Here is a 12,295-nt window from a genome sequence, read left to right as displayed (position 1 = left end):
ATGGGCGAGGAAGTCGACGGCCACCCCGGCGCCGAAAGCGTCTGTCCGCGCTGTTCGGTCGGTTGCCGTGTCAGATACAGCGAGCGACGCGGCGGTGCGGTCGGCCGTGAGGGTGCCCCGGTCAACTCGCAGGGACGGCTCTGTGCGAACGGCATCCACGCGTTCGACGTGTTGGACGCAGAGAACAGGCTCACGACGCCGCTGATTCGGAAGGACGGAGACTTGGTCTCCGCGACGTGGGACGAGGCGTTCGCCCGAATCGAGGGCGGGTTCGAAACGCTCCTCGACCGCCACGGACCGAATTCGCTCGCCTTCTTCGGCGCGCCTCGATGCACGAACGAGGAGAACTATCTGTTTCAGAAACTCGCGCGCGTCCTCGGGACCAACAACGTCGATAACCGCGCTCGAATCTGTCACGGGTCGGTGGTCAGGGCGATGGTCGAGCGACTCGGTTCGCCCGGGATGACGAACACGCTGAACGACCTGACCGAGACCGACGTGTTCCTCGTCGTCGGCGCGAACCCGGCCGCACAACAGCCCATCGCCTTCAATTCCTACATTCGGCCGACGGTCAACGACGGCGCACTGCTGATGCACGTCGATCCGCAGGCCAACGAAACCACGCGAATCGCGGACGTTCACGTCGCTCCGGACCTCGGAACCGACGCCGTGTTCGTGAACGCAGTGGTCGCCCAGGTGCTCGAAATGGGATTGGAGGACGGGGAGTTCATCGCCGAGCGGACGACTGACTTCGACGCCTTCGCTCGGTCGATGGAACGGTTGGACCTCGCCGCCGCCGTCGAACGAACCGGCGTCGAGGCTGAAACGGTCCGCCGCGTCGCGCACGAGTTCGCCGGTGCCGACCGCGCGGCCGTCATCGTCGCGGGACTGGTGCCGAGGCGGACGACCATCGAGGAACCGCGATACCGGACGCGCTCATCGATCTGCTCCTCGTGACGGGCAACCTCGGGAAACCGGGAACCGGAATGAACCTTCTCAGGGGACTGACCAACGAACAGGGTGCGAACGACGTCGGTTGTCGCCCGTGGACGCTCCCCGGTTTTCGACCGATTTCCGACGACGATGCACGAGCGAACGTCGAGGCGGTTTGGGGGACCGAACTCCCGACCACGCCCGGAATCTCGGAACTCGACGCGGTTCGTGCCTTCGGCGAATCGATTCGCGGCGCGTACGTCATCGGCGAAAATCCCGCCGTCGAGAAGCGGGACACGCAGGCCGTCGCTCGGTCGCTCGCCTCGCTCGACTTCCTGCTCGTGCAGGAAGTCTTCCCGACCGAGACGGTGGAACATGCCGACGTCGTGCTTCCGGCGACCCTCTGGGCCGAGAAAGGAGGAACCGTCACCAATCTCGACCGTCAGGTGCAACGACGGCATCCGCTGCGGACGCCGCCCGACGGCGTGCGGCGCGACCGCGACATCATCGCCGAAATCGGAAACCGACTGACCGACGTCCGATTCGAATACGACTCCCCGGAAGCGGTGTTCGACGAACTCACGCGCCTCAACCCGCTCTACGGCGGAATGTCGTACGACGGAATCGGAAACGCCAGTCAGCGGTGGCCGTTCCCGGAGGGTGCGGAGAAGGGAATCGATATCCTCCACACGGAGCGGTTTCGAACGGGACGCAAGCGGACGGAACTCGAACCGGTCGATGGTTTCCGGCGGGCCGAGCGCCCATAATCGGTTTCGTCGGCCACGGGACGTCACCGGGCTATCGTCGCGATGGTTGTATTTAATACGGAGATTGATCAATAATCCCACATGGGATCGTCGGTCCACTCAGCACTCATCGGTGCGAGAACGGCGGGCGCATAAATTTGGGCGAATTTGTGCCTGATTTCCGGAGAACTAGTACGGAATCTCGGAAATCCCTGATGACCGCTCGCGTATTTTCCCCTTCCATGGGAGCACGATCCGACACCCAACAAGGTGCCAGCGCGAAGCGCGATATGCTAGAATCATATCTTCGGCGAGAGGTCGCGGACGGCGGCCACTATTTCAAGAGCAGGAAGATCGCGGTTGACATCGATCTGTCCGCGAAGGAGATCGGCGCGATGCTTCGCCAATTCCGAGAGACGGGGTCCGACTTTTCCATCACCAAATGGGGATACAGCGGCGGGACGACGTGGTACATCGAACGGGATCCGGAGTGACCAGCGATAGACCACCGCGCTCGTCGTCCTTTTTCCATCGACTCACCGCGTCCTTCCGACCGTGGTACTACAGAATCGACGGATCACCGGCCCGATAATGTCTGGTTATTTTTATAACGGTTGCAAGACGGATCTGAGGCGCGATTTCGAACTGCCGACATTAAATATCATGTAGAAGAGATAGCAGTAATTTTCGTTCTCGGAATCGCGGTTTGTCGAGTGGAATTTCGGGTCAATAGACGACCCATTCGAGACAAGTATATGATGATTGGTACTACCAAAATTGGAATGAATTTGTGCCTTTCTTATGCGGAATGGCTGTTTAATCTCGGAAATTTGATTTAACACTCGATTGCCACCGATCCGATGTGAGAAACCGATTTCAAACGACCGACACCGCACAACGGACGTTTCACGATCGAATTCGTTGGGAGCCGAATCGAGCGACGAACGACGTTACCGACCGTACCGGATGTGTTCGTGCGTGACCCGTTCTCGCGTACCCACGCTACTCGTCACGGTAGTCGTGCTACTCTCCTGTTCCGGTGTGGCCGTCACGACGGCCGGTGCGGCTCAACCCTCGGTACAGATCTCGTCGGTCACCGTGACACCGAGCGACCCGGCGCCCGGTGAAAGCGTCACCGTCGAAACTACGATTTCGAATCTGGAAGGAAGCAACGGGGCAATCGATATCACGGACATCTACGTACGCACCTCCGAAACGGCGAAAGAGCAAGAGCGGGTAGAGAACGTCGGCACGATATCTCCCGGAAACTCCCTGACCGTTCCGATGTCCATCACCTTCTCGGACACCGGGAACAAGAAGCTGACCGTTTACGTCGTCGTTCAGGACGAGGACGGTGAGTATCAGACGTACGAATATCCGGTGTCCGTTACTGTCGAGAAGCCAAACGAGGCACTACTCTCCCTTTCGACGACCACGGCTGCGGCCGATAGCCAAACCCCGGTTAACGTCACGGTAGCAAACGGTTATACCGGGAAGATATCCGGCGTTCAGCTAAATCTCACCGGGAGCGGAACCGTCGAATCCCCCGAGCGGATCAAGGGCTCCATCGCGTCAGGCTCCGAACACACGTTCCAGTACGACGTCACGTTTGACGAGGTGGGGACACGAACGCTCACCGCCGAAGTGACGTACACGAACGACGAGGGGATGACGCGAACGGTCACGAAATCGATCGATGTGAACGTCGAAGAACCGGTCGTCAAAGCGGATCTCGCCGCCAGTAGCTCTTCGAGCGACGGATCGAGCGTCACCACGGTAGAACTGACGAACTTCGGAAACACACTCCTCTCCGACGTCCAAATAACGGCGACCGCGGACGGTGAGGTGATCGCTCGCAAGAAAGTAGCCGACGTCGAACCGGACGCGAGTAGTTCGGCGACGTTCGACGACACGGACTCGGTCGCCGGGACGATCACGTACACGGCGACGTACACCGCGGCAGGTTCCGACCATTCGACGACGATAAACGACCGGTCGGAAGTCCCCGGTGAGATCTATCTTACCGGCGTCGATATCACGCAAACCGGAACGACGGTAACGCTGCAAGGGGACGCCGCGAACATCGGCAGCACGGACACGAAGTCGGTGTTGCTGAGCGTGAACACCACGGGCGGCGTGAGTTCCACCGCCTCGTCCGGCGAGTACTTCGTCGGTGCCATCGAGGGGAGCGAATTCGCGACGTTCGAACTCACCGCACGGACCCAACAGGAGGCGTCGTCGATTCCGATCGACATCACGTACATCGTCAACGGGAAACGAGTGACGAAAACGCAACGCGTTGCACTCGAATCGACCAACTCGACTGCACCGGGTGGGGTCGCCCAGGCGGGCGCCGACGGCAACGGACAGGCATCCGCCAGCGGACCCGGTGGACGAGGCGGATTCGAGGGACCGGGTAACTCCGGTGGAATACTACCGACGGGCCTGCTCAGTGGACTCCCGTTGACGGAAATCGGGATCGTCCTCCTGCTGGCGATCATCGGTGCGATCGGATATGCGACGTACCGATGGCGAAATCCATGAGTGTCATCGAACTTCTCGATGTGGTGAAACGGTATCGGAACGGTGAGGAGTTCGTCGAAGCGCTGAAAGGGGTCGATTTCCACGCTGACCGAGGAGAGATGGTCACCGTGATCGGACCCTCCGGATCCGGAAAGAGCACGATGCTAAACATGATTGGGTTGCTCGACACAGCGACGGAGGGGACGATTACGCTCGACGGTCGGGACGTGACCGACTTCTCCGAGGACGAACTCACGGAGGAACGAAGGTCGGGTATCGGATTCGTGTTTCAGGACTTCCATCTCCTGCCGATGCTCACCGCGGTCGAAAACGTCGAACTCCCCTCGATGTGGGACACGTCGATCGACCGGCGGGACCGCGCCGTCGATCTCCTCCAACGCGTGGGCCTCGAAGAGCGACTCAAACACACGCCCGACCAGCTATCCGGTGGACAGCGCCAACGTGTCGCCATCGCTCGCGCGCTCATCAACGAACCTGAGATCGTCCTCGCGGACGAACCGACCGGCAATCTGGATCAGGACACGGGACGGACGATACTCGACGAACTGACCCGCCTCAAGGAGGACGAAAACATCGCGATCGTGTCCGTGACGCACGACGAGCAATTGGTCGAGTATTCCGATCGCGTGGTGCGTCTCGTCGACGGGGAGATTCAATGATGTCCCTCGCCGACGTCCTGTGGCGAGTTCCCAGCATGCAGATGGCGTGGCGCAGCCTCGGCCGCAATCGGGTCAGAACTGGGTTAGCTGCCCTCGGCATTATAATCGGCGTGGTCGCGATCGCGTCGCTCGGGATGGCGAGCGTGGCACTCCAACAGCAAGCACAGTCGGATTTGGGTAGTTTGGCGAACGAGGTTACGGTTTCGCCTGGACAGGATATCACCACCGATGGGATAACGGACGATCAACTCTCCCGGATTCAGGGAATCGCCGCCGATGTCGACGTGGTTCCCCAGAAATCCAACCAGACGCGACTCACTTCCCGGAGCGGTCAGGGGGCCCGTGTCAGCGTGACCGGCGTGACACAGGCGAGCGTTCTGTACAACGTCTCCGAGGGGGAGTCGCCGGAGCGCCTCCGATCGGGGGCGTTGCTGAGCGAGACCACGGCCACCCAACTCGGTCTCGAAATCGGCGATCCCGTCGAGTACGATGGGCGACAGTATCGAATCCGAGGATTCATCGCGTCCGACCAGCAGGGGTTCTTCGGCGGACAGGGTGAACTCGTGTTGCCGATTTCGGCCCTTTCTGATCAACGAAACTACGACTCGGTCACTATCGTCGCCGAGAACGGCGATGAGTCCACCGAAATAGCGAACGCGCTGGACTCACAGTTCAATACCGAAGACGAGCAGGTGTTGCGGGTCAGCTCCTCCATGGACGTTCAGGACGGAATCAGTTCGTTTCTGGATACGCTGAGCCTTGCACTGCTCGGGGTCGGTTCCATCTCGCTGATCGTCGCAAGCATCTCGATACTGAACGTCATGCTCATGAGCATCATCGAACGTCGAGGGGAGATCGGGGTGCTTCGAGCCGTCGGTATTCGCCGCGGGGAAGTGCTTCGAATGATCCTCGCTGAAGCGGCGTTCCTCGGCGGTATCGGCGGAGTCGTCGGTGCCGGTGTCTCTCTCGCCGTTGGACTGTTGCTGTTCCAACTACTCGCCGGTGATCCGGTTCAGGTGTTCGGGTGGGAGAGTTCCCAGTACCTCGTTTACGGCTTCGGATTCGCGGTCGTAGCGAGCGTTCTGAGTGGTCTATACCCCGCGTGGAAAGCGGCGAACGACCCCCCCGTCGAATCACTTAGAGGGTGATTCGACAGTTGGCGTGTGCCAACCTTGGCGTGCGCCAACCAAATTCGTATCTGGATTCCGTGCCGACTATCTTCCACAGTGAGCGATAGTATCTCCGAACGCGCCCGGCGCTGGTGGACCGAACTCGAAAACGACTGGCAGGCGGTTTGTGTCGGTCTTTCAGTCGTCGTCATCGTCTCGTTCGGCATCACCATTCCGTGGTAACCCATGAAACGAACTGTCGTTCCCGGAATCATCGCCCTCCTCACCATCGGACTCCTCGCCCGGGCTTTCACGTCCGTCGTTCCCGGCGTCAACTATCTCATCGTCACGATTCTCATCGGTCTCCTCGTCGGTAACACGTACGGCGTTCCGGACTGGGCGCGTCCCGGCGTCGAGACGCACAAGGTTTGGCTCGAAGCGGGTATCGTCGTCATGGGTGCGAGCGTCGCGCTCGACCGCGTCGTCGCCGCCGGACCCACCATCCTCCTGCTCGTCGTCGCCACCGTCACGACGACGGTTCTCCTCGTCGAACTGCTCGCACGCCTCGTCTTCTCGATTCACGAGGAGACCGGATCGTTGCTGGCCGCTGGCTCCGGTATCTGCGGGGTGTCAGCCGTCGTCGCCATCGCGGAGAGCATCCGCGTCGATGAGAACCACATCGCCTACGCGGCCGCGACGGTCCTGCTGTTCGATTCGACGACGCTCTTCGTCTATCCGGCCGTCGGTCACGCACTCGGCCTTTCGAGTACCGTCTTCGGCATCTGGGCGGGGCTGACCATGTTCAGCACGGGACCGGTAACCGCCGCCGGGTTCTCGTTCTCGCAGACCGCGGGCCAGTGGGCACTGCTGGTGAAACTCACTCGCAACTCGATGATCGGACTCGCCGCCATCGCGTACGCGGTGTACTACGCTCGCCGGACGGGCGACGCTTCGGACTCGAACGACGGCGACGTCCCCGGAGGCTGGCGGTTCCTCTGGCAAACGTTCCCGAAATTCGTCTTCGGATTTCTGGCCGTCCTCCTCGTCGCGAATCTCGGATTCCTCTCCGGCCAGCAGATCACGTCGCTTTCGAACGCGTCCGATTGGGCGTTCCTGCTCGCGTTCGCCGGTCTCGGGCTTGAAACGCGGCTCGACGAACTCCGCTCGACGGGGTACAAACCGATACTCGTCGTTTTCTTCGCCCTGCTCGTCGTCGCCACGGCTATGTTGTTCGTCGTACAGGTGCTGTTCTGAAATCGCCAACGGCAGTCTTTTTGCTCGCGCGGGAGTTGCCTCGACGTAGATGCGGGAGTTCACGTTTGCCATCGAATACGAACCGGGTGCGGACCCGATCATGGATGTCTTCATCGACCATCCGACCGTCGTTGCACACTCGCTCGATGGATTCGTGACCGAAGACCGGTTCTGGCGAATCGAACGCATTTCCGGGCCACAGTCCGCGCTCGACCGGATCGAAGCGGTTCGATTCGACGACGCGTGTTGTGGCGAGTCGATAACCGCACAACGGTGTGACGCGACGCGCTATCACGACGTGCTCGAACGCTCCTCGAACGAACTCGTCCTCTACACGTATCTGACGGACATTCGGGGCTGTGAGTCCGTTCACACCCTCGCGGGGAAACACCTCCCGGCGGGGTTGATATTCGAGACCCGCCGCCGCGAATCGACCCACTGGTGGCGGATTTTGATGCGCTCGGACCGGAACATCGGCGTCTTCTACGACGACCTCGGGGCGCGACTCGGTCCCGGTCTCTCGTTTCGAATGGGACACCTCCGCGATGCGAGTGGCTGGCGACAGGATTCGTTCACCGTCTCGCTCCCCGAGGAACAGGAAGTCGCACTCCGCGCCTCGCTCGAAGCGGGCTACTACGAGCGACCGCGCGCGGCGACGCTCGACGAAATCGCCGATGACCTCGAAATCCCCCGCTCGACGCTCTCCTATCGCCTTCGACAGGCCGAAGCCCAACTCGTTCGTCGCTACGCCGGTGGCGACGAAGCCGACAGGTGGCTCGAATGAATCCTCATCTATCGGCAACATGGGATTAATGCGGCTCCCGGTGTAACGTTCCACAATGACAAACGATGCCACCAACGCGCTGGTCTCCGTCGGGTGGGTGGTCGACCGACTCGACGACTTCCAGCGCGACGATCCCTCCTTTCGGTTGGTGGAAGTCGATATCGACCCGAACAACTACGACGAGGGGCATATCCCAGGGGCGCTGAAGATCGATTGGAAAACCCAACTCCAGGACTCGACCAGGTTCGACGTGCCGACAAAAGCGGCCTTTGAGGAACTACTCGGGAGTCTCGGTATCTCCGAGGAATCGACCGTCGTCCTGTACGGGGACATGATGAACTGGTTCGCCGCCCACGCCTACTGGCTTCTCACTTACTACGGGCACGAGGACGTGCGGTTGCTGAACGGTGGACGTGACCGGTGGGTGGACCAGGATGCACCCCTCACCGACGAGATACCCCAGTTCCCGGAACGGTCGTATCACGTAACCGCGCCGAACCGATCCATTCGCGCCGACCAACCCGACGTTATGGACGCGATCGAACGCGAAGCGTCGCTCGTCGACGTTCGAACGCCGGAGGAATACCGCGGCGAAATCCTCGCGCCGCCCGGTTGGAACGAGGGCGTCCAGCGCGGCGGCCACATTCCCGGGGCGGTCAACGTCCCGTGGAGCCAAGTCGTCGATGGCGAGGGGCGATTCAGATCGGCGGACGAACTCCGCGAAATCTACGATGACGCGGGTATCGAGAGCATGGACGAGATCATCACGTACTGTCGGATCGGCGAACGCTCCGCGCTGACGTGGTTCGTGCTGCACGAACTGCTCGGCTACGAGACCGTCCGTAACTACTACGGGTCGTGGGTGGAGTGGGGGAACACGGTCGGTGCGCCGATAGAGAAGGGACAACGCGCCGAAATCCGGCGTGAATAAGACCCCCCATCGATTCTCCGTCGATTCCACTCCTATTCGCCCTCTAACCGTTCGACCCGTCGTTCTAACTCCACGATTTTGCGATTCACATCCTCTATCGGCTTCAGCAGTAACGACCCGAACAGAACGCCGATGACGCCACCGAACAGGAAACCGACACCCGCTCCGAGCACTCCGAACAAAACCAAACCGCAGCAAAATCCGATAACGGCCCCCAGCAGTGCCGACTTGAACATGACGCTACCCATACCGGTTAGTACAGATCATTTCTGCCAAATATTTTCTCATACCACTCCTGCTGCAGCGTTCGAGACGTCTTTCGCCATTCGCCGTCTCCCGTCATCGGTTCCACTGTTTCCGCCCGTCAGAAATTATAGACAGATACCATTTTCCTAAACCCCTCCCCGACCGCTTGATATAGCGAAATACAATTTATGTGTCCGAGGAGACTCCCGCTCTGCGAAAAATCATGTGGGGTGTTATCATGTAAAAGGGGTTCTATCGCTACGAATCGACTGTCGAGTAGCGGTTTGCAGAACGGAAATACCTCGATCGGGCAGCGGGGACGGTTACAGTAGCGAGTAGATGTTCTCCTCGTACACTTCCCGGACCCTGTCGCCCCAGTTGTGCGTGTAGGTGTCGATGATGTCGCTCGCCACGTCGCCGCGGAGGTATTTCACGATACCGCGGTCGCCGGTTCGGTCGCGGAGGTGTGTGGTGAAAAAGTGCCGGAAGTAGTGGGGGGTGACGTTCTCTTCCGCACCGCCGCCGGTTCGATACCATCCGGCTTCGCGGGCGTGTCGTTCCACGATGTTGCGGATCATCTTCGGCGTGAGCCGCTCGCCCCAATTGCCACTCGTACTGACGAACAGCGGTTCCGCGGGTGACTGTGAATCCGGCCGGATCGCCAACCACCGAAGGAGCACCTCTCGGAGTTCGTCGTCCACGGGGACGATTGTCTCCCGCTTTCGCTTGTTCGAAGCGGTTCGTTCCTCCCCATTCACGACGTTCCCACGAACCGCGTCCGCTCCGATAAAGATCGAGTCGGGACGGCCACTGAGCTGCGGCCGTCTCCCGAGGTCGTACGCCGACCGGACGACTTCGTCGGTGAGATTCACGTCCCGCACGTCGAGGTTGCTCACCTCGCCGACGCGCATTCCCGTCTTCAACAGCGTGCAGACGACCGCCCGCTCCAACGGGTGGGAGATTCCGTCCACGAACTCCCGCATTTGTACGACCGAAATCTCACGCCGAGTCGGGTCCTTGTCGATGGACTCGTTCATCTCCTCGACCACGAGCGCCATCGGATTCGATTCGAACGCGCCGACCTGCGTCATGTAGGCGTAAAACCGGTGGAGATAGGCCGCGTAGGTTGCAATCGTGCTCTCCGCGTTCTTCCCCCGCAGGGTGTGAATCCACGCTATGCAGTCACGTTGTGTCGCCTCCCCTGGGGCGACCGACCGACCCGACGGGTTTCGGTCGGGGTCGGTGATGAACGCCTCGAACCGTCGTAAAACGCGTTCGTAGGCGTCTCGCGTTCGCTCGCTCTTACCGTGGTAGAGGAGGTCCTGGAGGAAGTACCCAACCGGGTCGTCGGGATTCGGATCGGGGGGGTTACTCGCCGCCATCCGTTCCCTCGACTAGCACGTACCCTCCGTGCCGCACGCTGTACTGAACACGGTTCCGAGATTGGAGTTCGCTGAGCACTTCGTCGAGTCGCTCCTCGAAGTCCCCCATGAGCTGTTCGATTAGTTCGCCCCCCGACAGGTTTCCCTCCTCTGCGAGGGTTTCGAGCACCCTCTCTTCGAGGTCATCACCCCTAGGGGTTGAGTCGCTAGAAGTACCTTCCACGGGATCGAGTTCGAACCCCCGCCGACCGGCTTGAACCATCGCCTTGACGAATTCGCTCTGGCTCATGTCGAGTTCGTCGGCGTCGGATCGCCACTGTTCTTTCTGATATTTTGGAATATGTGTCTTGACGACGGTCCGTTCGGTTCCCTCTTCGACCATGATTTCTCATCTCACGCAGGGCATATCAAGCTGTCCCACATTCTGTGATAAGCGAACTAATCTCCCTCTGTGGGACAACAACCACCCCGACGACGTGTTGCGATTTTCGCGCGTCCTTGCAGGCCAATATGCACCGACCTTGCAGAATTCCCTTGCAGCCTTGCAGTCCGTTTCGGGTTTTTTCGGGGCAGTCGTTCGTGTTGGTTCGGTCGTCCAACGGGGACACTATTTATAAATGTTTTGTAGATGGATCGTTTGTCATTTTCCTCGAAACCTTCGGACATATGTCTCATTCATATTTCTTTTTAGGATCGTTCTGCAGGGCGTTTGGCTACACTGGCAGACGAGCGAGGTCATCGATTCGTCGCCAGTCACCGAGTAGCTATCATCCTAGCCAGCACTGTTCGGCTTGCCGGTCGTTAGCACCCAGTCCTTCGGTCGATGGAGACCTGCAACCGCCCCATCGAACGGCTCTATTGGGCGGTCTACGAGGCGCATCGTGGTCATCACTACTGACCGTCCCCTCGACAGCGCAGCAACGACCGTGATCACCGTTCCGACCTGTAAGGTTTATTCCTGCCCGGTCTGTCGCTGTCAGTATGCCCGGAAATACCGTCGGAATCTGGATCGGAGAAGACGACGACCTCATCGAGCGCTTCGACGAAGAGTTGGGAACGAAAGAACCCACGTACTCCCGTTCCGAGTCGATCAAGGACTCGATGGAGTTCTATCTCCACATCCAGGACGCACTCGACGATATGGACCTGACGTTCCCATCCGAACGGGACAAGCGAATGTGGATTCGACAGGCGATCTTCGACCGTGCCCGTTCCGAAGCCCAGCCCGAATAACGTGCCTCCTCGCGATTCGCCGAAACTCTCCGTCCGATCCGGCACTGATAAATTCTATGTCGCTATATTGATCGCCACCCGATCATCGCTCGTGTAGTCGTTCCAACTTTCCAAAAATCAACTCCGTCGATTCGAATCCACGAACTCAATCGGCGTTGGACGTCCCTTGACTTCCATCCACGTCGATATCGCCCTCCTGGGGGTCTTCGATTGGTGGACTGTTCCAGTACTCGTGGTTCTCCTCGACGCGGAAGCAGGCGCAGACCGACGCGTCGCCGACGTCCATCGGTTCTGGCGTCTCACGCGTGCACACCTCACGCGCTTCCGGGCACCGCGTGTGGAACCGGCACCCGCTCGGCGGGTTCACCGGGTCCGGAATGTCGATTTTCCGCATCGGGAAGTCGCCCGTCACCGACATGTCCATGCCCAAATCCGGCGTCGCCCAGCGCAGCACCGAGGTGTACGGGTGGTTCG

15 protein-coding genes are annotated in these 12,295 nt (G+C 60.1%); 11 read left to right on the top strand and 4 right to left on the bottom strand.

What is annotated here, in order from left to right; all coding sequences use genetic code 11:
* The 10 genes from A4G99_RS28355 to A4G99_RS00770 all read left to right on the top strand — a co-directional run bounded on the left by A4G99_RS28355 (window position 1) and on the right by A4G99_RS00770 (window position 8,960).
* Window positions 1-957 (top strand): molybdopterin oxidoreductase family protein, encoded by a 957-nt coding sequence (locus tag A4G99_RS28355; protein WP_255358952.1) that lies wholly within the window; start codon window positions 1-3, stop codon window positions 955-957.
* Window positions 954-1,700, top strand: coding sequence for a molybdopterin oxidoreductase family protein (locus A4G99_RS28350; protein WP_255358951.1), 747 nt, complete (start codon window positions 954-956; stop codon window positions 1,698-1,700). Before A4G99_RS28355 ends, A4G99_RS28350 begins: the two co-directional genes overlap by 4 nt.
* 221 nt (window positions 1,701-1,921) lie before the next feature.
* A complete protein-coding gene (locus A4G99_RS00800) occupies window positions 1,922-2,173 on the top strand; it encodes a hypothetical protein (RefSeq protein ID WP_066138540.1) in 252 nt (83 codons plus the stop codon).
* A gap of 484 nt (window positions 2,174-2,657) precedes the next feature.
* Complete coding sequence (locus A4G99_RS00795) at window positions 2,658-4,223, top strand: hypothetical protein (RefSeq protein WP_150122997.1); 1,566 nt, start codon at window positions 2,658-2,660, stop codon at window positions 4,221-4,223.
* Window positions 4,220-4,882 carry an ABC transporter ATP-binding protein gene (locus tag A4G99_RS00790; RefSeq protein ID WP_066138538.1) on the top strand — a complete coding sequence of 221 codons (663 nt, stop codon included), beginning with the start codon at window positions 4,220-4,222 and terminating at the stop codon, window positions 4,880-4,882. The genes A4G99_RS00795 and A4G99_RS00790 overlap by 4 nt, the downstream gene beginning before the upstream one ends.
* Window positions 4,882-6,030, top strand: coding sequence for an ABC transporter permease (locus A4G99_RS00785; protein WP_066138448.1), 1,149 nt, complete (start codon window positions 4,882-4,884; stop codon window positions 6,028-6,030). Before A4G99_RS00790 ends, A4G99_RS00785 begins: the two co-directional genes overlap by 1 nt.
* 78 nt (window positions 6,031-6,108) lie before the next feature.
* Window positions 6,109-6,234 carry a hypothetical protein gene (locus tag A4G99_RS28345; protein WP_255358950.1) on the top strand — a complete coding sequence of 42 codons (126 nt, stop codon included), beginning with the start codon at window positions 6,109-6,111 and terminating at the stop codon, window positions 6,232-6,234.
* 3 nt (window positions 6,235-6,237) lie between these two features.
* Window positions 6,238-7,245 carry a YeiH family protein gene (locus tag A4G99_RS00780; RefSeq protein WP_066138184.1) on the top strand — a complete coding sequence of 336 codons (1,008 nt, stop codon included), beginning with the start codon at window positions 6,238-6,240 and terminating at the stop codon, window positions 7,243-7,245.
* Window positions 7,246-7,294: 49 nt separating this feature from the next.
* Window positions 7,295-8,029 carry a helix-turn-helix domain-containing protein gene (locus tag A4G99_RS00775; protein ID WP_066138181.1) on the top strand — a complete coding sequence of 245 codons (735 nt, stop codon included), beginning with the start codon at window positions 7,295-7,297 and terminating at the stop codon, window positions 8,027-8,029.
* Window positions 8,030-8,084: 55 nt separating this feature from the next.
* Entirely contained in the window at window positions 8,085-8,960 is an 876-nt protein-coding gene (locus A4G99_RS00770; protein WP_066138178.1) for a sulfurtransferase, read from the top strand.
* A 32-nt stretch (window positions 8,961-8,992) separates the two neighbouring features.
* Here the strand turns inward: A4G99_RS00770 and A4G99_RS00765 are convergent, their stop codons facing one another.
* The 3 genes from A4G99_RS00765 to A4G99_RS00755 form a co-directional block, all read right to left on the bottom strand.
* On the bottom strand, window positions 8,993-9,208 hold the full coding sequence (locus A4G99_RS00765; RefSeq protein ID WP_066138175.1) for a hypothetical protein: 216 nt from the start codon (window positions 9,206-9,208) through the stop codon (window positions 8,993-8,995).
* 321 nt (window positions 9,209-9,529) lie between these two features.
* Window positions 9,530-10,588, bottom strand: coding sequence for a tyrosine-type recombinase/integrase (locus tag A4G99_RS00760; RefSeq protein WP_066138172.1), 1,059 nt, complete (start codon window positions 10,586-10,588; stop codon window positions 9,530-9,532).
* A complete protein-coding gene (locus A4G99_RS00755; RefSeq protein WP_066138169.1) occupies window positions 10,575-10,970 on the bottom strand; it encodes a DUF5805 domain-containing protein in 396 nt (131 codons plus the stop codon). The genes A4G99_RS00760 and A4G99_RS00755 overlap by 14 nt, the downstream gene beginning before the upstream one ends.
* Before the next feature lie 599 nt (window positions 10,971-11,569).
* On the opposite strand from A4G99_RS00755, the gene A4G99_RS00750 reads away from it, so the two are divergent.
* Window positions 11,570-11,821 carry a hypothetical protein gene (locus A4G99_RS00750; protein WP_066138166.1) on the top strand — a complete coding sequence of 84 codons (252 nt, stop codon included), beginning with the start codon at window positions 11,570-11,572 and terminating at the stop codon, window positions 11,819-11,821.
* Between the two features lie 145 nt (window positions 11,822-11,966).
* Here A4G99_RS00750 and A4G99_RS00745 read toward each other — a convergent pair.
* Window positions 11,967-12,295 (bottom strand): oligopeptide/dipeptide ABC transporter ATP-binding protein (locus A4G99_RS00745; protein WP_342764431.1); only part of this gene is annotated, 329 nt, incomplete at its 5' end.

The sequence above is a fragment of the Haladaptatus sp. R4 genome (assembly GCF_001625445.1).
Taxonomy (GTDB): Archaea; Halobacteriota; Halobacteria; order Halobacteriales; family Haladaptataceae; genus Haladaptatus.
The sequence above is the reverse complement of the archived record's forward strand: the minus strand, read 5'-3'. Positions and strand labels throughout refer to the sequence as shown.

Bases quoted from the DNA above. Each gene is read 5' to 3' on its own strand.
- A4G99_RS00760 (WP_066138172.1), bottom strand. From the start codon at position 10,588: ATGGCGGCGAGTAACCCCCCCGATCCGAATCCCGACGACCCGGTTGGG.
- A4G99_RS28355 (WP_255358952.1), top strand. From the start codon at position 1: ATGGGCGAGGAAGTCGACGGCCACCCCGGCGCCGAAAGCGTCTGTCCG.
- A4G99_RS00790 (WP_066138538.1), top strand. From the start codon at position 4,220: ATGAGTGTCATCGAACTTCTCGATGTGGTGAAACGGTATCGGAACGGT.
- A4G99_RS00780 (WP_066138184.1), top strand. From the start codon at position 6,238: ATGAAACGAACTGTCGTTCCCGGAATCATCGCCCTCCTCACCATCGGA.
- A4G99_RS00775 (WP_066138181.1), top strand. From the start codon at position 7,295: ATGCGGGAGTTCACGTTTGCCATCGAATACGAACCGGGTGCGGACCCG.
- A4G99_RS00750 (WP_066138166.1), top strand. From the start codon at position 11,570: ATGCCCGGAAATACCGTCGGAATCTGGATCGGAGAAGACGACGACCTC.
- A4G99_RS00755 (WP_066138169.1), bottom strand. From the start codon at position 10,970: ATGGTCGAAGAGGGAACCGAACGGACCGTCGTCAAGACACATATTCCA.
- A4G99_RS00770 (WP_066138178.1), top strand. From the start codon at position 8,085: ATGACAAACGATGCCACCAACGCGCTGGTCTCCGTCGGGTGGGTGGTC.
- A4G99_RS00800 (WP_066138540.1), top strand. From the start codon at position 1,922: ATGGGAGCACGATCCGACACCCAACAAGGTGCCAGCGCGAAGCGCGAT.
- A4G99_RS00785 (WP_066138448.1), top strand. From the start codon at position 4,882: ATGTCCCTCGCCGACGTCCTGTGGCGAGTTCCCAGCATGCAGATGGCG.
- A4G99_RS00765 (WP_066138175.1), bottom strand. From the start codon at position 9,208: ATGGGTAGCGTCATGTTCAAGTCGGCACTGCTGGGGGCCGTTATCGGA.